Raw genomic sequence first — 21,357 nt, 5'->3', positions numbered from 1 at the left:
GGTGCGACCATGGCGACAGCGCCGGGCGAGATCGTCAGCCGCCGGCACGACGACTGGTGCGACCTGCTGCGGGACCAGTTCGTCAACCTCGACATCGCTGTCGAGGAGGACTCTCCAGCGTTCGGCGGCACCGTCCACAGCAGTCACCTGGGCCACCTTCAGGTCTCCACGGTCCGCTCGGTCAACCAGGACATCAGCCGTACCCCACGGCTGCTGCGCCACGATCGCCGGCACTACTTCCAGGTCGGGCTCGTCCAGCGGGGCGAGGCCTTCGTCGCCCAGGACGGGCACGAGGCGGTGCTGCGGCCCGGCGACTTCGTGATCTACGAGACCGAGCGTCCGTTCCGCTGGTCCCTGCGGTCCGGGCGCCGGTCGCCGGAATGGGACCTCGCCGTGTTCACCTGGCCTCGCCACACGATCGACCTTCACGCGCGCGACACGGCGTCCCTCACCGGCCGGCCGTTGCGCGGTGACCAGGGCATGACCGGGGTGCTGAGCCGTATGCTCGCCGACCTGCTCCGAACACGGCCGTCCGTGGGCGAGTCCGGGGCGATCCGGCTCGCCGACGAGATCGGCCGACTCGTGACGACCGTCGCGGGCGACGCTTGCGGCGCCGACGCCGAGGACGGCCGGCATGCGGATCTGCTCCGCCGGATCGACACCTACCTGGACGAGCACCTGCCGGATCCGGACCTGTCAACCGACACGGTCGCGCAAGCGCACTTCATGTCGGCCCGGCAGCTCCAGCGCCTGTTCGCCCACCGCGGGCACAGGGTCTCCGACGTCATCCGGCGGCGACGGCTAGAGCGCTGCCGGCGCGACCTCGCCAACCCCCGGGAGAGCGGCGCCACCCTCGCGGAGATCTGCTTCCGTTGGGGCTTCACACATCCCGCCGTGTTCAGCCGCGCATTTCGGGAGGCGTACGGAATGTCTCCCAGCACCTACCGCGCCAAGTCACGGTCCTGACACCGCTGACCTCGGTATCCCGACGGCCCGGGCAGTGGCTGGAGCACCCCCGTCGGGTGCTCCAGCCACTCCCGCTCCGCCGTCGGCCGCGGACGGGGCCGCCTCGCCGCGACGAAGTGGTGGATGGCGTCGGACAGCACACAGGAAGGTTGACGGACAAACGTCATCGTCGGTGATCTCCGGTTCGTTCAGCGGCCCTGACGAGCAGGTTTCCGGTACGCGGCCGGCTCAGGCCGCCGGTGGTGCTTCGTTGGTGATCACCCAGAACTTCTTCACGAACGGGGCCTGCGAGGTCCAGCGGACCGGGAGTCCGGAGGGCAGGCAGATCACGTCGCCGGCGACGAAGTCGTACTCCTCGCCGGTTTCCTCGTTCACCAGGTGCGCGCGCCCTTCGAGCAGCAGCATCGTCTCGTCGCCGAGCGGAGCCGTGTAAGCAACCGTGGACGACCCGTCGGCCTCGCAGCCGGCGATCCCCACGCCCGTGCGCCACAAGCCGCACAGCAACGTCCCGGTCGCCCCGGTCTCCCGGATCGTGAACAGTTCCCCGCACACCTGCGGGCCGTGCGCGGGCTCGACCCACTTGTACGGAGTCCAGTTCTCCGGGTCGGCGCTGATGTGCGACACGTGCAGGTCAGTGCCGGACGTGCCCGGGTGCGGGCTGTCCCACAGTACCCAGAACTTCTTCAGGAACGGGGAGCTGATCTCCCAGGTGATGTCGAGCCCCTTCGGGTGGCTCATGATCGACCCGGCCTCCAGGTGATACCGCTTGCCGGTGGAGGTCACGGTCAGCTCAGCCGAGCCCTCCAGGATGACGACGGTCTCGTCCGCGTCCGGCGCCGAGTACTTCACGTGGCAGGAACCGTCCTGTGCACAGCCGGCGATGCCAGGCCCGGTGCGCCAGAGCCCGGCCTTGAGGTCGCCAGAGGTACCCGCGGGACGGATGACCAGCACCTCCCCCTTGACCTGCGGACCGTGGACCGGCTCGACCCACTCGAAGGGAACCCATCCCTCGGACGGGTTGAGATTCCGGCTCCCGACGTGGATCTGCCGCGCATCCAGCGTTGTCATTGCGTCCTCCTCATTGAGCACGTTCAAGGTGGTTCCCGACGCTAAGACCGTCTCCACCGCGGGAATGTCCTGTCCGCGTCGCCGCCTTTGCGCTGCGTGACAGCTTCGGCCGAGCATCGGCGCTTTCCGGGTGTGTGCTGGTGGCCGCAGCGCTTCTGGCCTACCGTGGTCAGGCATGACGCCCACGGGACAGCCGGAGGCCGTCGTGGAGACGGCGCGGTCGCTGCGCGCATGGACGGACGTCATCCATCACCGGTTCGTGCCTCTGCGCATCACGCAGGACGACGCGTCGGACCTCGCCGGTTCGGTTCGTTCGCGCCAGGTCGGCCACCTCCAGGCGTCGGTGGTCCGCTCGATCCCGCAGACCTTCAGCCGGACGAAGCGCCTCGCGGGCACCGACGACCGCAACCTGCTGGCGGTCGGTGTCGTCGACCGCGGCGTCGGGCACCTCGAACAGGACGGCCGCCGCTGCACCGTCGCCGGGGGCGACCTCGCAGTCTACGACACCTCCCGCCCGTTCACGTGGTCGCTGACCGGGGACTGGACGCTCCGGGTGTACACCTGGCCACTCTCCGCGGTCACCCTCAGCGATGCCGATTCCGAGCGCATCACGGCCCGGGCGATCTCGGGGACCGCGGGAGCCGGGAGCTTCTTGTCACCGCTGCTCGCCGCCCTGGCCAAATCCGACGCGGTGCTGTCGCCCCTGACAGGGGTGCGGCTGGCGGCCGAGGTGGCGGAACTGACCATCACCACGGCGTGGGAAGCCGGCCGGGAAGCCCTGTGCGACAGCGCCGAGCATGATCAACTGCAGAAGATCCAGGTCTTCATCGAAGAGAACCTCGCCGACACGGAGCTGACTCCCCAGCGCATCGCCGGCGAGTTCTTCATGTCAGCGAGGACCCTGCACCGGCTGTTCGCCCGCCACGGTTTCACCGTGGCCTGCTGGATCAAACAGCGGAGGCTGGACGCCTGCCGCCGTGCGCTGGACTCCCCCGCGGCACAGCACCTGAACATCACCGAAATCGCGTCCCACTACGGATTCACGAACGCCTCGTTCTTCAGCCGGGAATTCACGTCACGCTTCGGCGTGAGCCCACGTGCCTACCGCTCCGGCCGTTCTGCCTGACAGCGACATCAGCTTCACGGGATGGCCTCCTGACGCGCCATGTGGCCATCCCGTGACGACCTCACAGTACGTCGACGGACCCGAGATCCAGGAGCTGTGTCGACGGGGGCCGATCCAGATCGACCGCGAACTGAGCTTGTCCCCGTTCGTCGGACACGTGGGGTGTGGTGTCAGCGATCGTGTTGTGGTGACGGTCGCTCGGGGGTGTGGGCTTCGAACTGGACAGGGCTGAGCATTCCCAGGCTGGAGTGCCGCCGTTGCAGATTATACCAGCATTCTATCCATTCGAAGATCGCGGCGGCAAGCTCGTCGGGTGTTTCCCGCGTTTGCGTGTCGAGTACTTCGAGTTGGAGTGTGCCCCAGAAGGATTCCATCATGGAGTTGTCGTAACAATCGCCGACGCTGCCCCTGGAGGGCAGGAGTTCGGTGGCGCGGAGTCGTTGCCCGAATGCCCAGGAGGTGAATTGGGATCCGCGGCCAGAATGGAGGATAGTGTTGCCAGGTTCGGGTTTGCGGCGGAGCATGGCCATGCCGAGTGCGTCGATCACCAGCTCGGTGCGCATGTGGTTGTCGATGGACCATCCGATGATGCGTCGTGAATAGGCGTCCATAACGGCAGCGCAGTACAATTTCCCTTCTTTCGTGGGATGTTCGGCGATGTCAGTCAGCCACAGCCGATTCGGGCCCTTGCTGGTGAACGTGCGGTTGACCAGGTCCTCGGCGGTTTCCTCGGCGGGGTTGCGGACGGTGCAGCCACGGCGGCGACGTCGGTAGAGACCCTGGATGCCGGCCTCGCGCATGAGCCGGGCCACCCGTTTATGGTTGACGCCGACGCCCATCCCGAGGACAAGTTCGGCATGCACTCGCGGCCAACCATAAGTGCCGCGAGATTCGGCGTGAATGGCCTCGATGCGCTTGAGCAGCAACGTGTTGTCCTGCTCTCGAGATGAGGGCGGCCGGTCACGCCAGTCGTAATAGCCCGACCGTGACACCTTCAATACCCGACAGGCCACCGCGACGTCGATACCGTCCACGGCGAGTTCACGGACCAGCGGGTAAATTACTTTGGGAGGATGTTCTCCCGTGCGAAGTAGGCAGCCGCGCGTTTGAGAATCTCATTCTCCATCTCAAGCTGGCGGGTTTTCTTCTGCAGCTCGGCAAGTTCTTTCTTCTCCGCGCTCGTCAACCGGCTCGCTGAGCCGTTCTCGTCGGTCTCGGCCTGGGCCATCCAGTTGCGCAAGCATGACTCGCTGATGCCCAACTCTTTGGCCAGCTCAGAGACCGGTTTGGAGCCCTGACGGGCCAACCCGATGGCACGACGACGAAACTCAGGCGGGTGTGGTGCAGGCACCGCAACATCCTTCCTGGTGACCCAAGGCCACCTCAAGACCGGTGTCCGAGCCACGGGGACAAGCTCAACTGCCGTTGCAGTACCAGCCGTGACTGACCTGTGAGTTGGGGACGCGGATGGCGGGCGACTGGCCTGCGAGTGCAGTGAGTCCGCGGTGCTGGTTGCAGGTGTGCAGCCAGTGTGGCAAGGCAAGGCGCGGCGTCGTCGTTCGGTGTCGGTGTGGCAGGGCTGGGCGTAGGCCGGCTCTTCGAGCAAGGTGCGGTTGAAGCGTTCGTTTGGCTGCGGACGGTGGGGCCGGGTGTGTTTGGGTGTGATCGCGACCGCGGTCACCCGCTGTCGCGATTCCCGCAGACTTCTGATCTCTGGGACGCCAAACGCGTACTGCTGGTCACGGCCATCGGTTACACGATGCCCATGACCGGCTCAGCAGGAAGACCTACGCGAAGCGCCCGCCGCCATCAACGTGCAACGTCTCGCCCGTAATGAACGGGTTGGTCAACAGCGCCACCGCCGCAGCGGCAATGTCCTCCGTGGCGCCGACCCGCCGGGCGGGGTTGCTGGCCCGAACCTGGTCGAAAAACCTCGCCTTCCCTTCGCCAAGCGCTCCATCCCACGCTCCGGAATCAACGATTCCTGGCGATATCGCGTTGACACGCACGGGCGCGAGCTCGACGGCGAGCGCCGAAACCAGAAAACTGACCGCGCCATTCGTGGTGGCCATGACAGTCAAGCCACTGGACGGGCGCCACGCCGCGACGCCGGAGAAGAACAGCAAGGAGCCCTGTTCGTTGATGAGGGGCGACAGGTGTTTGGCCAGCAGTAGCGGACCGACAACCTTCGCGTCGAAAGCGGCGATGATCTCTTCACGGTCAAGGTCGGCCACCGGCACATTCGGCGGCGCTGAAGCGAGGCTGATGACGTGGTCGAATTCGCCGCGCCCTTGAACCTGTCCGGCCAGGGCTCGCAAGGTGTCCTCCTTGCTGAGATCGATGTGCACGGCCGGCTCGGTGATGTCGAGGCGCTTCATCGTGTCGGCGAACTTGTCGGGATTTCGCCCGGCGAGCACGACAGCTGCACCCTCAGATCGCAGAGCAGCGGCAACGGCCGAGCCAATGCCCGACCCGCTACCGATCAACAGGACGCGCTTGTCTTTCAGCGTGTAGGTCATACGAATACACGTGTTCCTATCGGGATGATGGCGCAGTATGCGGGTTCCGAACCCGGTCACTCTTCGATGGACCCGACCAGCTAGTGGATGCCGAACACCGCGAGCGTCGTTTCACCTTCGCGGAGCCGGGGCAGCGCTGCACGTTCTCGATCCCGCCGCTTGTGGGCTTCGAGCAGGACAGAATCCAGCGACTCTGCCGGCAGAACGACGAGACCGTCGGCATCACCGAGGACCAGGTCACCGGGATTGACCGGAACTCCCCCGAGGACGAGCGGGACGTTCAGTCGGCCTCGGTGGTGCTTACCCGTGCGCTTGATGCTCAGCCCGCGGCTGAAGACAGGGAAGCCGAGCCGTTCGAGTTCGGTGATGTCGCGGACTCCGCCGTCGATGACCAGCCCCTGGAATCCACGGGCGAGCGCCGATTCGGCCAGCATCTCGCCCCAGTAGCCGGCGAGGTGCCCGCCGACGTCGGCGACGATGACCGCGCCGGGAGGCGCTTGCGCAGCCACGGCGTCGTGCAGCGCAAGGTTGTCACCCGGATGGCCGGCCACGGTGAGCGCGGGCCCGCAGACCCGTGCCCCGCGCCAGGCTGCCGCGATCCGGCTGTCGACTGCGCAGTCGAGTCCCGACGCCTCGTAGACCGTGGCGGTGTCGAAATCGACGAACCTTGAATACAGGCCGGGTTCAGTCATTCCGCCGGCCGCTGCAGGGTGTGGTAGTGGTACTTTTCCCGGGCGGCGCGCAGCGACATGTTGTCAAGCGCGAACCGAAGGATCATCGCTTCCCGTTCGACGATTTCCTGACCGATTCTCAGTACGTCGTCGATGAGGTCGGCGGCGACGATCACGAGGCCGTCGGCGTCACCGACCACCCAGTCGCCAGGCCGGACCCGCACGCCGCCTATATTGACAACGCCTCCGGTCTCGGCCAGTTCGACGCGGTCCTTCGCGGTACGCATGAACCGGCCACGCGTGAAGAGGGGGTAGCCGATCTCGACGGATTTCGCGCTGTCGCGGCACACTCCGTCGATCACGGTTCCGGGGAGTTGCTTGGCGGCGGCGACACTGGTCATGATGTCGCCCCAGACGGTGCAGTCCGTGCGGCCGCCGTTGTCGATCACCGGAACTTCGCCGGCCGGGACATCGTCGAGCCAGTCGCCGGAGTTCGCGGTGCGAGGACCTACCGGGACGTAGCGCACGGTGAAGGCGCGCCCGACGAGCCGGAAGTCGTGATCGAGCGGCGTGATGCCCAGGGCTGCCCCGGCGGCGCCGAGCTTGTCGAGCGCATCTGACACGTTCGCCGTACCGAGCGCGGCGAGCCGACTGGTTCGACCGGCGGCGATCCCATTCGTCGTCATCAGGCCAGCCGCCCCACGATGCTCGTGAACTGAGTGTCGTGCATGACCTCCACCACCGACGCCCCGGACTCGACTGCCTCGATCATTTGACGCTCCCGTTCGAGGATCAGCTCGCACAGCCGCAGAACCTCGCCGATCACGCCCGCAGAGATGAACGTGACTCCGCACGCGTCCGCGAGGATGTAATCGCCGGCGTTCACCGTCACCCCGGCGAACTCCACCGGCTCGTTGAACGCCTCCTGCACGATGCGGCCACGGGCGCTGATAGGAACCACCGCCCGGCCGTACACCGGGAAGCCAAGGGACCTGCTCGCCCCGATGTCGCGGCATGCTCCGTCGATGACCACGCCGGCGATTCCACGCTTCTTCGCCGCGTGAGTGACGATGTCGCCCCAACACGAGACATCCAGACGCCCCTTGTTCGCCATCACCATGATGTCGTCTGGGGCAGCGGTGGCGATGGCTTCGGTAGCAAGGTGATTGGTGCCGGTCTCGGACTGGGCACGATCGGCGACCGTCACGGTTCGTGCGCGACCCACGATTTTCTCGCAGTCCCACAAGGGTCGAACGCCGTGGACGGCGCCAGGCCGGCCGAGGAAGTCGAGCGCGTCGGACACGGCGCAAGTGTCGTAGCGCGCAAGCTGCTCAAGAACGTCGGCATGTGCGATCGTAGTCAATCCGACTACCCTCTTTCTGTGTCACGACACGGGCCGGGCGACTAGTTCGATTCGACATAGCCCTCCGACCAACCCGTGTAGTTGAATCTTGGAACCGGCCCGGCGCGATGTCCAATACTCATAAGATGCCCAGCCGATACTTTCGGCCTTGGTGTCAGTTCAGAATGAGCTTGCCCAGGTAGATCATCGAGCCGAGCGGTGTGCCGTGCGCGTCGGCGATCGGACTGGGCCCGACATGATCCCGCCTGCTTCGTGCGACCGGAGTCATCCGTCGCCGGCAGATGGCGACCGAGGCGCCGAACAAGGCACTAGGCAGCCGATGCCAGCCACGGTTCGAGACGTGCCCACCGCTCGGTCAGAACCTCCTCACCCAGATCGTGATCTTGAAACGTCCTGCGACCGGCAAAACCGACATATCAGTCCATTCTGAACTGATCGCTTATTGCGCGGTTCCCTTGGTTTCGTCTTCGGCGCCGCCGTTGCCGTAGATACCGGTGATGACCTCAAGGACGTTGCGCACCAGCGCCGGCGGGTCGTCACGAAGCCAGACCGCCGCGATTTCGGTGAGCGAAACGGGTTGCGCAAGCGGCACCCAGACGGCCCCGGATGTGCCCAGCATGCGCGCCGAAGTCGGCGCGAGCGTGACTCCCAGGCCGCAGGCGACGAACCCGACCTGGGACTGGATCGTCGAGCCTTCGAACGCGGTGCGAGCCGTGACTCCAGCCGAATGCAGCGCGCCGACGACCTGGTCGTGATAGTACGGGGACACCGAGCGGTTCGGGAGCACGAACGGTTCGCCTGCGAGCTCCGCGATGTCGACCCGTGCGCGGGTGGCAAGCCGGTGGGCCGACGGGACGACGACAGCGAGAAGTTCGCTTTTGAGCGGTCTGAGCACCAGGTCGTCATCAGTGATGCCTGCGCGGACGAACGCGATGTCGATGATGCGTTCGCGCAGATGCAGCAGTGCCGCGGCGGTGTCGGTTTCAGTCAGATCTATGGTGACGTCCGGGTAGGCGGCTGAAAACGCCGAGATCGTAGCGGGCAGAATCTGCCAGAAGGCATGGGCGATTCCCGCGACGTGCAACGTGCCGCTGTGCCCGAGAGATGCCCGGTGCACCCGTTGCCGCGCCAGGTCGGCCAGGTCCAGGATTCGTCGAGCCTCGGCGACGAAGGCTTCACCTTCCTTGGTGAGCCTGATGGCCCGGCTCTGGCGAAGGAAGAGCGTAACGCCGAGATCCTTCTCGAGCGCCCTGATCTGCACGCTCAGCGGAGGTTGCGCCATGTGGAGCCGGGCGGCCGCCCGGTTGAAGCTGAGTTCCTCGGCGACCGCCAGGAAGTACCGCAGATGGTGAAGTTCCATGCCTCCGGCGGCCGATCTTGTCGTGGCCGCACCGTCGGCCGGGCGTTTGGCGGTCATGACGGGATCCGCACGACATGAGATGCGAGGATCACGTGTGAGCGGGTGTCGACCACGCCGGCCGTCTGCCTGAGCGCGTCGATGATCTCGGTGAGATGGGCCACGTCACGCAGTCGCACCCAGACGAGTGCGTCGTAGTTGCCGGAGACCGTGAACACCGCGAGGACTTCCCCCATCGCCGACGCCGCGTCGTCCATGGACTTCGGGCGGGTCCGGCCGGCGAACCGCAGCTCGATCAGCGCCTCGACCGGGAAACCGAGCTTTCGCTGGTCGACGCGAACGGTGTATCCCCCGATGACGCCATTCGCTTCGAGGCGCTTGAGGCGGCGAGTCACCGCAGTTTGAGACAGGCCGACCTTGGTCGCCAGGACGCTCGCGCTCGCCCGCCCGTCGACCGTCAGGGCGTCGATCAGTCGCCGGTCGATGTCGTCGACGACAACTTGGCTGGACACCTCGCTCGCCCTCCGGATCTTGCGGGGTTGTGTTGTGCAGCTCTGCTCGGTCCACGTTGACCGGGATGTTACAGCAGGTCGACGTTCGCGCCCTGCAGGAAGATCACTGAGTCGGCGTTCGTCTTGTCGACGATGGGCGAGTTCACGATGACCTTGGACGGGATCTCGCCGACGAGCTTGCGGACGTGCATGGCTCCGACGATCACCGGCCAGGCGTAGATCTGGGACGCCGCGTGACGCACCGTCGCGAACAGTTGACCGTTCAACACCGCCTGGCAGCCACGCACTGTTCCGTCCACGCCGGTCAGCAAGGTCTTGTCCTGCCGGTTCGCCGCCTTCAGCGCGTTGAACGCGCCGAAGGCCATGTCCTCGTTCTGGCAGAACGCGCCGTCGATGACCGGATACTTCGTCACGTAGGATTGCCACAGTGCCTGTGACTTGTCGGTGGTGAAGTTGCCGTAGTCCGAGGCGAAAACCTCGATGTCCGGGAACGCCTTTACGGCGTCGGCGAATCCGCGGTGCCGGTCGATGACGTTGCTGCCACCGGCGATGCCCTGCGTCTCGATGATCTTGCCCTTGCCCTTGCCCTTGAGCGCATTGCACAGCTTCGTGGTCATGTCGAACCCCATCTGGTAGTGGTCGGCCTCGATGGTCGTGAGGAGGCCGTCCACCGGTTTGGTCTCCAGCGCCACGTCACTGAGGTAGCTGATCACCGGCGTCCCGGCGTCGATGAACTTCTGCGCCGCCGTCGACAGGTTTCCCTGGATGATGCCGTTGAGGACGACCAGATCCCACTTCTTCGCCGCGGCATCCTGGATCTGACTCAGCTGCTTGCCCGGATCCCCGCCGGGGTCGAGCTGAGTCAGATTCACGTTGAACTGGTTGGCCCAGTACTTCTGCGAAGCGTAGCCCTGGGTGGTCCAGGGGATGACGTTGCCGTAGGACGAGGACAGCACGTTGAGGGTCTTTGAATCGCTGTTGCCGCTGTCCTTGTTGTCGCTTGGTGTGCTTACCTTCGTGCAGGCTGCCAGCAGAGATCCCAGCAGGCCGACCCCGGCGACGCCGGCACCCGCCTGCGCGAACGAACGTCGGGAAACACCGGGTCTGGTGTCGGTCCGGTGGTGCTTGGAGTCGGTCATGATGAACCTCCGGCGTCAGCGTCGGGTGATGGGTGAGTGCTGCGAAGCGGGTCCGTTCGTGGTCAGTGAATGTGGTGGCCGGCATCGACCGGGATCGATGCTCCGGTGATGTAACGGGCCTCATCGCTGGCGAGGAACACGACCACGTTGGACACGTCCTCGGCCTCGACATAGGGCACCGGCAACAAGTTGAGGCCGTAGAACGCCGACATGGCGTCGGAGAGGGTGGGGTTCTCGAGGTCTGGGCGGAACAACCGGTAGGTCGCTTCGTTGAGAAGCAAGTCGGTTCCCACGCCGGTGGGATGTACTGAGTTCACCCGGACCGAAGCGGGCCCGAGTTCCACCGCGAGGGTCTGCATCAGGCCGACGATGCCGTGCTTGGCCGTGGTGTACGCACCGAAGTGCATGGCGGGCCGCATCGCCAACGATGACGAGATGAGCACGATCGATCCCCCGTTCTGCCCTGCGGCGAGAATGGGCAGAGCAGCCATCACTGTGTTGAACACCCCCGTCAGGTTCACGTCCAGGACGGTGTCCCAGTCTTCGTGTCGGGTGTCTGCGATCTTGACGCCCGGGCCGTTGATGCCGGCGTTGGCGACCACGATGTCAAGGCCGCCTAGCTCGTCGGCCGAGGACTCGACGAACGTGCTGAGGGCGGTGCGGTCACGGACATCGAGTTCGGCGCTGATGATCCGCCGGCCCCGCTTCTCGACGAGTGCGATCGTCTCCTCGAGGTCGGCGGTGGACGCGGCTGGAGCTCCTTGCGCGTCCACCGGCCCGCAGACGTCGAACGCGATGATGTCGGCACCTTCAGCCGCCATCGCGACCGCGTGTGATCGTCCCTGGCCGCGGGCGGCGCCCGAGATCAGCGCGACCTTGCCGGCGAGCCGCGTGCCCATCAGAGAACCTCGGCGACGGTGAACGGAACCCAGGAGATGAAGCCGTAGAGGACGTCGCGGATGTCGATGGGCGAGGCGGGTGCCAGCGCGGCGGCCGGGTGGTCTGCCGGGAAGAGCCATTCGATGTCGTCGACCTGCGAGGCGAGGATGTCAGCGACGAACGGCACACGGACGCGCGCGATCTCGGTGCCGCCGGCTGAGGCCGACTCGCGGCTGGTGAAGTAGTTCAGGTGCCCGCCGACGGTGTCGAGCTTGTCCATACCGACGGAGGCATGGACGCGGATGAGCACCCGGTCGTCGGCATGCAGCTCGATGATGAGCCGGCCGGGCTCCGGTTCGGTGTAGGTCACGTAGCCGACGCTGGCGACATTGCCACAGGACTCCTTGGCGTAGGCGCGCATCCCGTCGTGTCCGAGCCAATGATGCGCGAAGTACCGGCCGTGTCCGGTTCCCGCGTCGCCGGGGAACACGCTGTCCCAGCCGTCGACCTCGGGAGCGATGTAACCGCATGACAGCTGGGAGTACTCACCGAACCCGGACGACGTGCCGGGGTGCGGAGCGACCCACAGATTGAGCAAGACATAACCCTCGTCGTGAGGTTCCAGCTCGTCCGGAAGGACGTCCCGCACGGCGTCGGCGTTCGCCGGCCTGTACGCGATGATCATCATCTGGGCGTCCTTGATGAGCTGACGCTCCAGGGACACGACGCCGTTCGTTCCGGTTGCGGTAACCGCGGTCATGGTGAGTCCTTTCGAAAGTCGGCCGGTAGGACGCGGCGTCAGGAGTTGGTCCACGCGGATGCCGGCGTCAGCAGCCGGGCGGCGCTCGTCGCCTCGTACGGCAGGCTGGTGCTCGGTGTGTTCACCAGCTCGAGGTAGAGGCCTATCGGGGTGCGCACGTACTGGATGGTGATTCCGGCATGCGGCATGTTTTCCAGGTGGACGGGTTCTCCGCACGGTGTGCAGCCGTGCGAGCGGAGGTAGTCGCCGGCGGCGGCGATGTCTTCGACCTGGATCGCGATGTGGGTCGCGCCGAGGTGGTGGTTGTGCGGCCACGCCGGGTTTTGATCCGTGCTGTCCCATTCGAGCAGCTCGACGACCTGCGAGGGGCCGAGCCGCACCATCGCCAGCACACCGGAGGCCCGGGCCGGCACGTCGAACTGGTCGCTCATCCAGCTACCGGCCGGGTCACTGAACGGCCCGGCGCGGAACAATTCCTCGCCGCCGAGGACCTCGACGAAGAAGCGGACGGCGGCGTCGAGGTCCGCGACGGTCCACGCGACGTGGTCAACGTTGGTGGCGGTCGGTATTCCCGTGGTGCGGGTTTCAGGCATGAGAAACTCCCCTGCGTGTCCCAGGTGGACACCCAGTCGGTCGTGGGTGAAAGGGTGTGCTGCTTCGGCCGTTCGCTCAGCCGCGGTGGTGCGCGCTGTGCGAGTGGGTGGGAGCGCCGGTATCGAGAAGCTCTACCGTGATGATCTCCAGCGGACCGTCTCCGACGTTCTCGAGGTCGTGGATGAGGTTCTCACCGGGCCCATAGCGCTGGAAGGACACCTGTCCCGGCGCGGGCTCGATGTAGCGGGCCGTTCCGTCTTCGAAGCGCTGGTAGGCGGAGCTGGCGCGAACACAGATCCAGAAATAGTCGATGGTGTGGTTGTGGAACGGAACCCGCGTCCCGGGCTCGATGGTGGAACCCCAGACGCGAACGGACTCGTTCTCGAACAGCACGGTGTTGCCGACCGCGAAGTTGGTGGGTGCTTCGGTCAGCTCGGCGGTGAACTCGCTGGTGTCGAACGTCGGTGTCGCGTTGTCGCTCATTCTCTGTCCTTTGTCTCTTGATCGTCGGGATTCGCTACGCCGGTTGAGCCGGCGGGTCCGTCAGACGGTCGGGATACTGCCGCCGTTGACCGCGTACTCGGCCCCGGTGACGAAGCTCGCGAGCGGGCTCGAGAGGAAGACGTTCACGGCAGCGACCTCGTCGACCGACGCGAGCCGGGCGAGCGGCAGCCGGCGCATTTCCGTGGCGAAGTGGTGGATCGCCTGTTCGGGCGTCATGTCCAGCTGGGACGCCAGGGCATCGGCGAACCCGCCGGGGCGATCCCACATCGGGGTACGGGTCGGGCCGGGACTCACGGTGTTGGAGCGGATGTTCTTCGGACCGAACTCGACGGACAGCGTCTTCATGAACATCAGGATCGATGCCTTGGTGACGTTGTACTCGGCGAAGAACGGATCGGGCATGCGCGCGGCGTCGGAGGCCACGCTGACGAGGGACCCTCCCCCGGCTTCGACCATCGCGGGGACGAGTGCGCGACACATCCGGACGACGCTGAGGAAGTTGACGTCGATCGAGCGCCGCCAGTCGTCGTCCGTCCCGTCGAGGGCGCTTTCGCGGACCGGGGCGATACCGGCGCAGTTGACCAGGATGGTCGGCGTGCCGAAGGCGTCGCGCGCTGACTGGAGCGTTTCGGTGCCGACCGCCGCCTCGGTGAGGTCCTTCTTCAAGAACACGAACTGCTCCCTGGCGAGGCTTTCCGACTCGCCAGGGTTCAGGTCGACGCCCACCACATTGGCGCCCTCGGAGATGAAGGCCCTGGCAGTGGCGAGACCGATTCCCGAGCCGGCGCCAGTGACGACGACGACCTTGTTTCTGAGCTGGTAGTCCATTCCGTGCTTCCTCTGTTTCGTCGTTCGCGGATGGGTGTCGGGAGCGCGCTGGGCGTCGATCAGATCGGGGTGCCGTATGAGGTCGTCTTGCCGGTGTGCCACGGGCCGTGCCCGGTGATGCGCGTTGGCTCGACGTTGATCAGGCAGAAGTCGTCCTCGCCGAGGTCGAGTCCCCACTTGCCGGTGTACTTGAGCGCGAGGTTGTCCATGAATCGCCTGGCCTTCACCGGGTCGAGGTCCACGGTCGCGTTTCCCTCGATGAGCAGGTGGCGATGCAGGCCGTTGTCGGCGATCACGTCGTCCATGATCGAGATGACGACGTGCGGGTCGCGCTGCACGTTCTTCGTCTTGATTCGCCAGGGTGGCGTGCCGATCTGGATCACGCCATCCGGGGTGATGTCCAGCCAGACAAAGGAAACGTGGGGCCGGCCGTTCGCGCGAATGGTCACGACATGGGCGTTGACCGGCGATTCCAGGAGCTTGCGGGCCTCGGGGTGGATCTCGATCGTCATGGCGTCCGCCTCCCTGCGACTAACTTCGCATCTGCTTGAACTATCGGTTTGGGTAAGTCAGGTGGTTCGGGGTCGTCAGAGACGGTGGCGGCGGCCCTGGCGGCGATATTGGCCGTGCAGACGTTGAGGATGACCGCGCACACGAGGATGATGCCGCCGACCAGCGGCTTCATGTAGATGTTGAGGTCGCTCTGATCCAGCCCGTTCTGCAGGATCGTGTACAGCAGGACACCCACGAGGGTCTGCCGGATTCCGCCGATGCCACCGAACAAGCTGTTGCCGCCGAGCACGACGCAGGCGAAGACCGGGAGCAGGTTGTTCAGCCCGGTATCCGCCTGAGCGGACCCGAGGTAGCCGACGTTGACGAGACCGCCGATCGAGTACAGGACACCGGCACCGACGAACACGTAGATGACGATGCGGGTGGCCGGAACCCCGCTGAGGATCGCCGCCTGGCGGTTGGCGCCGGCCATGTAGACGTAGCGACCGATCCGGGTCTTGGCGAGAACGAGGTAACTGACAGCCATGATCGCCGCGGCGAAGACGGCGATGAGGGGTACGGGTCCCCAGGTACCTTGCGCGATGTGGGTGGCCAGCCCGGTGCTGGCGGCGACCGAGTTGCCTTGCGCGAAGTAGTAGGCCAGGCCCTGAGCGACGAGCAGGACCGACAGGGTCGCGACGAAGCTCGGGACGCCGATGCGGGTGACGACGAGGCCGTTGATCAGGCCGAACAGCAGACCGATCGCGATCGCGAGAACGAGGCCGGCGACCTGGCCGCCGCCGACGATGATCTGGCCGACCCAGGGAATGGGGAACGCGGTGCCGGAGACGACGATCGATGCGGACAGTCCGCTCACCGAGGCGACGGCTGCGAAGGAGAGATCGATTTCTCCGAGGATGACGACGAATGTCAGGCCGGTCGCGAGGATCGCCAGCACGGATGCCTGGATAGCTATGTTCTTGAGGTTGGCGGTGGTCGGGAAGGTATCGGGCGCGATCACGGAGAAGATGATGATCACCGCGACGAGCGCGGTCAGCGGGGCGATTGTCGGCAAGCTTCGCAGGACCCGGCTGCGGAAGGAAGGTCGGCTGGTCACGCGGTGATCTCCGTTTCGCCGAGGTGCGCCGCGCTCATGAGCGCCGAGCTGCTGGCTGACATGTCGTGAAGATGGGCACGGATGCGCCCTTGTTGGGCGACGTAGACACGGTCGGCTACAGCCAGGACGCTCTCGGGTTCAGCGGACACGACGAGGATCGCTGTGCCAGAGGTGTCTGCGGTCTGTCGAATGAGACGGGCGACCTCGTCCTTGGCGCCGACGTCCATGCCGCGGGTCGGTTCGACGAGGATCATCAGCCGCGGTGCTCGCACCAGGCAGCGGGCGAACAGCAGCTTCTGCTGGTTGCCGCCGGACAGGGTGCCGGGCAGCGTCTTCGGGCGGCAACTCTTCACCGACAGCTGGGCGATCTGGTCGTTCGTGATCGACGTCTCCCGGCTCTTGGACAGCCGCAGGCCCACGAGGTTGTGCAGTTGGGCGAGGGTCACGTTCGCGGCGGCCGACTGGCCCAGCGCCAGCGCGTCGCGCCGGTCCTGGGGGATGTAGGCCGAACCGAGGTGCCGGACGGAATGCTCGGCGGATCGCACCGCCTGGCCGGCCACGAAGACGGCTCCGGTTCGGTGGTTACGGATTCCGAACGCGATCTCGGCGAGCTCGACGCTGCCGGAGCCCATGTCTCCGAACAGACCGACGACTTCGCCGGGGTGAACTTCGAGGCTCATGTCCTTCACTCGGGGAAGGGCGCCGCAGTTCGTGATCGTCAGATACGGGCGGCCGGCGGGGACGGGCTTGAGCCGACATTCGGCTCCGGTGGTGGTTGATCGTCGTCGACTGTCCCCGACCATGAGCTGGACGAGACTCTCCTTGGTCGTCTCGGCCGTGATGCGATGGCCCGCGACCTTGCCGTTGCGTAGGACGGTCGCCGTATGGCTGTGGGCCATGACGTCGTCGAGGAAGTGCGTGATCAGCACGAAGGAGGTGCCGTCGTCGCACATTCGCGACACGAAGTCGAACAGGCGGTCGGCCTCGGCTACGCCGAGGGCTGAGGTCGGTTCATCGAGGACAACGATCCGCCCGCCCGAGAACAGGGCACGAGCGATCTCGATCATCTGCTGTTCGGCGATCGACAGATCGGCGATCTTGGCGCGAGCGTCGATGGAAAGCCCCAGCCGGTCCAGGTGTTCCTGCGCGATGGTGCGGGCACGTCGCCACCGGACGATGCGTTCGGAGTGCCCGAATCCGCCGGTGACGAGATTCTCGGCGACCGTCAGCGGCGGATACAGGGACATCTCCTGGGAGATGATGCGTACGCCCGCCCGGATCGCGGTCATCGGTGTGAAGTCGAGTTCCTCGCCCGCGACCGAGACCTTGCCGCTGCTGGGCCGGATCGCACCGGCCAGTACCTTGCCCAGGGTGCTTTTACCTGCACCGTTCTCACCGAGAAGGGCGCGCACCTCACCGACGCCGAGGTCGAAGTCGACCCCGTCCAGCGCCGTGATGCCGGCGAACCGGACAGTGATGTCGGAAAGCTGGACGAGCGCGTCCACGTGGTCGGGCGCGGGGGAAGCCTGCGTGGCGGCAGCGGTCACGGGGATACTCCCTTACTCGTCGTTGAGTACTCGTCGTCGAGGCGGCATGCGCTGGTAGGCAGACACTAAGTAGTGACCGGCCTCACGGTCCAATATCCGTATCGGTAGCTGTCGATACTTTCGACGTACCTGATCCATGGCCGGCACCCACAACGCCGGGGCGCAGTCGACGCATACACGCTGCGTGAAGGCGCTGCATGACGCAGATTTCCTGCGTCGATGCCCGACCATGTCAGTTGGTTGTTGCCGTGCTCGAAGGCGCCCCGTTGCATGTGCGGTGCACGTGTCCAGCGGACGAACGGACCAAGATCGATGACCCAAGCCTTGAGCCGAACGAATGTCACTCTCAGCGACCGGTACGAGGTCGACGAGGGCGATGTCATTCTCAACGGGACGCAAGCGCTTGTACGGATGCTGCTCACTCAGCGACGGCTCGACCGTTCCCGTGGCTTGCGTACCGGCATGTACGTCAGCGGCTACCCCGGTTCACCTCTAGGCGGGCTCGACCTCGAAATCGCACGCAGCAAGAAGCACTTCGACGACGACTTCGTGTTCCAGCCCGCGGTCAACGAGGAGTTGGCCGCGACCGCGGTCGCGGGGACACAACTCATCGAACAGACACCAGGGCGGCGTGTCGACGGCGTCACCGGCTTCTGGTACGGCAAGACGCCCGGTCTGGACCGGGCGACCGACGCGATCCGACACGCCAACACCGCCGGAACCAGCCACCTCGGTGGGGCAGTCGCACTGGTCGGTGACGACCCGATGTCGAAATCGTCCACGATCCCCGGCGCATCCGAATCGATCTGCCGAAGCCTGATGATGCCGTTGTTCGCGCCGTCCAACCTGGCCGAGATCGTGGAACTCGGCCTGCACGCGGTCGCGATGTCACGAACCACCGGGCTCTGGACGGCCCTCAAGGTGGTGTCCGACCTGGCCGACTCCTCCGCGGTCACCACGTTCAAGGACACGTTCGACGCCGTCCCGCCCGCCCCCACCGCCTCCCGCGGCAAGTCACCTGTCCTGCTCGCCACGAACTCGGTCAAGGCCGAAGCCGACCTGGTCACCACCCGCTGGGCGAAGGTGGCGGCCTACAGCCGGAACGTGGGACTGAACCGCGCCGTCAACGACGTCCAGAACCCCGAACTGGTCATCGTGTCCGCTGGAGGCGCGTACTCCACGCTGCGTCGCGCCCTCATCGAACTCGACGCCTCCCTCGATGACCTGGCTGCCGCGAACGTCCGCCTGGTTCAACTGCGGATGCCGTGGCCCCTCACCGCGCACGACGCCGAGCAGCTGTTCGCGGATGCCCAGCGCGTGTTCGTGATCGAAGACAAGACCCCGTTCGTCGAGACCCAGCTGAAGGAACTGCTCTATGGCGCCGTAGACGCGCCGGTCATCCTCGGCAAGGCCGATGCCGATGGTGAGTTGCTGCTGGACGCGTTCGGGGCGCTCACCGCCGACGACATCAAGAAGGCCCTGCACAGAGTTCTGCCCGGAGAGCTCATCCCCGCCCCGGCCACACCCGCGGTGACGCCCGATCGGCGGGCGCTGCCGGTACCGCTGACGGTTCTGCCCGCTCGCACCGCGTTCTTCTGCTCCGGCTGCCCGCACAACATCTCGACGAAGGCCGGGTCCGACGAACTTGTCGGTGCCGGTATCGGCTGCCACGCATTGGTGATGGTCGATCCCGCCCAAGCGCGTGGGAACATCCTCGGCGCACCCCAGATGGGCGGTGAGGGCGCCCACTGGTTCGGCATCGCGCCGTTCACCACCGACCGGCACTTCTCGCAGAACATCGGCGACGGAACCTTCCACCATTCGGGATCGCTCGCAGTCCGGGCCGCCGTCGCGGCCGGCGTGACGATGACGTTCAAGGTTCTGTACAACGACGCCGTTGCCATGACCGGCGGCCAGAGCGCGAGCGGCAGGCTCAGCGTCCCGGACCTGGCACGCTGGCTGGAACTCGAAGGCGTGCAGCGTGTCGTCATCACCACCCCCGAACCGCGCGGCTACGCGCGGTCCTCACTCGGCCCGAACACGACAGTGCGGCACCGGGACGACTTCGACGAGGTCGCGGCCGACCTGGCAAAAGTCGACGGCGTCACCGTCATCATCCACGACGACCGCTGCGCCACCGAGGAACGACGAATGCGCAAGCGCGATCTACTGCCCATCGTCACCGAACGCGTATGGATCAACGAGCGCGTCTGCGAAGGCTGCGGCGATTGCGGTGAGAAATCGTCCTGCTTGTCCGTCGCTCCCGTGGAGACGGAGTTCGGTCGCAAGACACAGATCCACCAGGCGTCGTGCAACTCGGACATGTCCTGCCTGCACGGCGACTGCCCCTCGTTCGTGATGGTCGACGTTCCGGACAAGCCGGTGAAACGCAAACCGCCGAAGCTGCCGGTGACCCTGACATCTCCCCAGCCACGTTTCGACACTTCCGACTTCCTCATCCGGATGCCTGGCGTGGGCGGAACCGGCGTGGTGACGACCTCCGCGATCGTGCAAATGGCCGCCATGCTCGACGGCAGATACGCGGCTGGCCTCGACCAGACCGGGCTGGCACAGAAGGGCGGCCCCGTCGTCTCCGACGTCCGGATCGCCCATCAGCCCATCGACGCCGGCGTACGCGCTTCGAGCGGGTCCGTCGCGGTGCTGCTCGGGCTCGACCCGATCGGCGCCGCCTCACCGACGACACTCGAGACCTGCTCACCGGCCCGCACGATCGCGGTGGTCAACACCGGCGCGCTGACCACAGCCTCAATGGCGGTCGACACCGCCACTCCCCCGCTCCGCAGGGAGGACGTACGCGCGACGGTCGACGCCGGCACCCTCGGCGACGCTAACGTCTACGTTGACGCATTGCACCTCTCCGAGGCTCTGTTCGGCGACCACATGCCCGCCAACCTCGTCCTCCTCGGCGCCGCCTACCAGCACGGCTGCCTCCCGGTCAGCGAACAATCGATCATGAAGGCCATCGAGATGAACGGGACCGGCGCATCCAACAACGCTGCCGCGTTCAACTGGGGCCGCGCCCTCGTCATCGACGAACACACAGTGCTGGAAGCAGCCGGTCTCAGGCCCACCGATCCGATCCCAGTGCGCGATGCATCGCGAAAGATGATCGCCGACGCGAACATCAGCGATGCTGTGCGCGAAGTGGTCGCCCGTCTCGCCGACGACCTCGTCGACTATCAGAGCACCTCGTACGCCCAATCGTTCGTCGACTCGGTCGCCGAGTTCAACCGGGCGGAGACGCGAACTCCCGGCGCGGATGCCAGTGACCTCACCGCCGCCTACGCTCGCGGCCTGCACCACCTGATGGCGTACAAGGACGAGTACGAGGTGGCACGACTGCATCTGCTGCCGTCCGAGCGCGAACGGATACGACGTGAGTTCGGGCCGAACGCCAAGGCGAGCATCATGCTGCACCCACCGCTGCTGCGTGCGCTCGGACTCAAACACAAGATCCGGCTCGGCCCGTGGTTCCTACCCGCGCTGTTCGTCCTCGCCCACCTGAAGCGGGTGCGCGGCACCCGCCTCGACCTGTTCGGCTATGCGAAAGTTCGCCGGATAGAGCGCTCCCTGATCCAGGAATACCGCGCAGCCGCGTCGGCCGCGATCACGACGGTGACCGCCGACAACACCGACGACGTACGGACCGTGCTCGATGCCGCCTTCGAGGTACGCGGCTACGAGCACGTGAAACTTCGCAACGTCGACCGGTTCCACGAGACGGTCGCCGCGGCGCTCGCACGCCTCGGTTCGGCAAGCTGAGGCAGCCGCTCACTACCCCGACGCGGCGCGCGGGGCCGGGTTCGAGGAACGTCACCTGGAGGGTGGTGACCCCGGCCTCGCGCAGCGCCGCCCGGCGCTCCGTGACCAGCCCCTTCGGCCCGACCAACGAGA

Annotated in this window: 21 protein-coding genes; 3 read left to right on the top strand and 18 right to left on the bottom strand. The window is 66.1% G+C overall.

Annotated features, from left to right (window positions below):
• Positions 1 to 9: 9 nt before the first annotated feature.
• Positions 10 to 966: a helix-turn-helix domain-containing protein gene (locus AMYTH_RS0104160; RefSeq protein ID WP_051362516.1), complete on the top strand. Its 957-nt coding sequence runs from the start codon at positions 10 to 12 to the stop codon at positions 964 to 966.
• Positions 967 to 1,194: 228 nt separating this feature from the next.
• On the opposite strand, the gene AMYTH_RS0104155 is transcribed toward AMYTH_RS0104160, so the two are convergent.
• Entirely contained in the window at positions 1,195 to 2,034 is an 840-nt protein-coding gene (locus AMYTH_RS0104155; RefSeq protein WP_027929232.1) for a cupin domain-containing protein, read from the bottom strand.
• Between the two features lie 175 nt (positions 2,035 to 2,209).
• Between AMYTH_RS0104155 and AMYTH_RS43815 the strand changes: the two genes are divergently transcribed.
• Positions 2,210 to 3,160, top strand: a complete 951-nt coding sequence (locus tag AMYTH_RS43815) for a helix-turn-helix domain-containing protein (protein WP_063630377.1) — start codon at positions 2,210 to 2,212, stop codon at positions 3,158 to 3,160.
• A 170-nt stretch (positions 3,161 to 3,330) separates the two neighbouring features.
• Here the strand turns inward: AMYTH_RS43815 and AMYTH_RS0104145 are convergent, their stop codons facing one another.
• The 17 genes from AMYTH_RS0104145 to AMYTH_RS43785 form a co-directional block, all read right to left on the bottom strand.
• Positions 3,331 to 4,212 (bottom strand): IS3 family transposase, encoded by an 882-nt coding sequence (locus AMYTH_RS0104145; protein WP_228685252.1) that lies wholly within the window; start codon positions 4,210 to 4,212, stop codon positions 3,331 to 3,333.
• 8 nt (positions 4,213 to 4,220) lie between these two features.
• Complete coding sequence (locus AMYTH_RS49445; protein ID WP_027929230.1) at positions 4,221 to 4,511, bottom strand: transposase; 291 nt, start codon at positions 4,509 to 4,511, stop codon at positions 4,221 to 4,223.
• A gap of 436 nt (positions 4,512 to 4,947) precedes the next feature.
• Positions 4,948 to 5,679 carry an SDR family oxidoreductase gene (locus AMYTH_RS0104135; RefSeq protein WP_027929229.1) on the bottom strand — a complete coding sequence of 244 codons (732 nt, stop codon included), beginning with the start codon at positions 5,677 to 5,679 and terminating at the stop codon, positions 4,948 to 4,950.
• A gap of 80 nt (positions 5,680 to 5,759) precedes the next feature.
• Positions 5,760 to 6,371, bottom strand: coding sequence for an RraA family protein (locus tag AMYTH_RS0104130; protein ID WP_037322242.1), 612 nt, complete (start codon positions 6,369 to 6,371; stop codon positions 5,760 to 5,762).
• Positions 6,368 to 7,036, bottom strand: a complete 669-nt coding sequence (locus AMYTH_RS0104125) for an RraA family protein (protein ID WP_037322239.1) — start codon at positions 7,034 to 7,036, stop codon at positions 6,368 to 6,370. The genes AMYTH_RS0104130 and AMYTH_RS0104125 overlap by 4 nt, the downstream gene beginning before the upstream one ends.
• On the bottom strand, positions 7,036 to 7,653 hold the full coding sequence (locus tag AMYTH_RS0104120; protein WP_209440741.1) for an RraA family protein: 618 nt from the start codon (positions 7,651 to 7,653) through the stop codon (positions 7,036 to 7,038). The genes AMYTH_RS0104125 and AMYTH_RS0104120 overlap by 1 nt, the downstream gene beginning before the upstream one ends.
• A gap of 499 nt (positions 7,654 to 8,152) precedes the next feature.
• Positions 8,153 to 9,130: a LysR family transcriptional regulator gene (locus AMYTH_RS43810; RefSeq protein ID WP_084022507.1), complete on the bottom strand. Its 978-nt coding sequence runs from the start codon at positions 9,128 to 9,130 to the stop codon at positions 8,153 to 8,155.
• Positions 9,127 to 9,582, bottom strand: a complete 456-nt coding sequence (locus AMYTH_RS49440; protein ID WP_027929225.1) for an Lrp/AsnC family transcriptional regulator — start codon at positions 9,580 to 9,582, stop codon at positions 9,127 to 9,129. The genes AMYTH_RS43810 and AMYTH_RS49440 overlap by 4 nt, the downstream gene beginning before the upstream one ends.
• 68 nt (positions 9,583 to 9,650) lie before the next feature.
• Positions 9,651 to 10,721, bottom strand: a complete 1,071-nt coding sequence (locus AMYTH_RS0104105) for a sugar ABC transporter substrate-binding protein (protein ID WP_027929224.1) — start codon at positions 10,719 to 10,721, stop codon at positions 9,651 to 9,653.
• Positions 10,722 to 10,783: 62 nt separating this feature from the next.
• Positions 10,784 to 11,620 carry a mycofactocin-coupled SDR family oxidoreductase gene (locus AMYTH_RS0104100; RefSeq protein ID WP_027929223.1) on the bottom strand — a complete coding sequence of 279 codons (837 nt, stop codon included), beginning with the start codon at positions 11,618 to 11,620 and terminating at the stop codon, positions 10,784 to 10,786.
• Complete coding sequence (locus AMYTH_RS0104095; protein WP_157360533.1) at positions 11,620 to 12,414, bottom strand: acetoacetate decarboxylase family protein; 795 nt, start codon at positions 12,412 to 12,414, stop codon at positions 11,620 to 11,622. Before AMYTH_RS0104095 ends, AMYTH_RS0104100 begins: the two co-directional genes overlap by 1 nt.
• Positions 12,399 to 12,953, bottom strand: coding sequence for a VOC family protein (locus tag AMYTH_RS43805; RefSeq protein ID WP_037322236.1), 555 nt, complete (start codon positions 12,951 to 12,953; stop codon positions 12,399 to 12,401). Before AMYTH_RS43805 ends, AMYTH_RS0104095 begins: the two co-directional genes overlap by 16 nt.
• Before the next feature lie 76 nt (positions 12,954 to 13,029).
• Positions 13,030 to 13,437, bottom strand: a complete 408-nt coding sequence (locus AMYTH_RS43800; protein WP_051362513.1) for a cupin domain-containing protein — start codon at positions 13,435 to 13,437, stop codon at positions 13,030 to 13,032.
• Positions 13,438 to 13,497: 60 nt separating this feature from the next.
• Positions 13,498 to 14,286 (bottom strand): SDR family NAD(P)-dependent oxidoreductase, encoded by a 789-nt coding sequence (locus tag AMYTH_RS0104080; protein ID WP_027929221.1) that lies wholly within the window; start codon positions 14,284 to 14,286, stop codon positions 13,498 to 13,500.
• Between the two features lie 59 nt (positions 14,287 to 14,345).
• Complete coding sequence (locus tag AMYTH_RS46895) at positions 14,346 to 14,798, bottom strand: pyridoxamine 5'-phosphate oxidase family protein (protein WP_051362512.1); 453 nt, start codon at positions 14,796 to 14,798, stop codon at positions 14,346 to 14,348.
• On the bottom strand, positions 14,795 to 15,895 hold the full coding sequence (locus AMYTH_RS43790) for an ABC transporter permease (protein ID WP_051362511.1): 1,101 nt from the start codon (positions 15,893 to 15,895) through the stop codon (positions 14,795 to 14,797). The genes AMYTH_RS46895 and AMYTH_RS43790 overlap by 4 nt, the downstream gene beginning before the upstream one ends.
• Positions 15,892 to 17,442, bottom strand: a complete 1,551-nt coding sequence (locus AMYTH_RS43785; RefSeq protein WP_051362510.1) for a sugar ABC transporter ATP-binding protein — start codon at positions 17,440 to 17,442, stop codon at positions 15,892 to 15,894. The genes AMYTH_RS43790 and AMYTH_RS43785 overlap by 4 nt, the downstream gene beginning before the upstream one ends.
• Positions 17,443 to 17,712: 270 nt before the next feature.
• On the opposite strand from AMYTH_RS43785, the gene AMYTH_RS0104060 reads away from it, so the two are divergent.
• Complete coding sequence (locus AMYTH_RS0104060; RefSeq protein WP_228685248.1) at positions 17,713 to 21,225, top strand: indolepyruvate ferredoxin oxidoreductase family protein; 3,513 nt, start codon at positions 17,713 to 17,715, stop codon at positions 21,223 to 21,225.
• Positions 21,226 to 21,357 lie beyond the last annotated feature (132 nt).

The sequence above is a fragment of the Amycolatopsis thermoflava N1165 genome (assembly GCF_000473265.1).
GTDB classification, from domain to species: Bacteria; Actinomycetota; Actinomycetes; order Mycobacteriales; family Pseudonocardiaceae; genus Amycolatopsis_E; species Amycolatopsis_E thermoflava.
The sequence above is the reverse complement of the archived record's forward strand: the minus strand, read 5'-3'. Positions and strand labels throughout refer to the sequence as shown.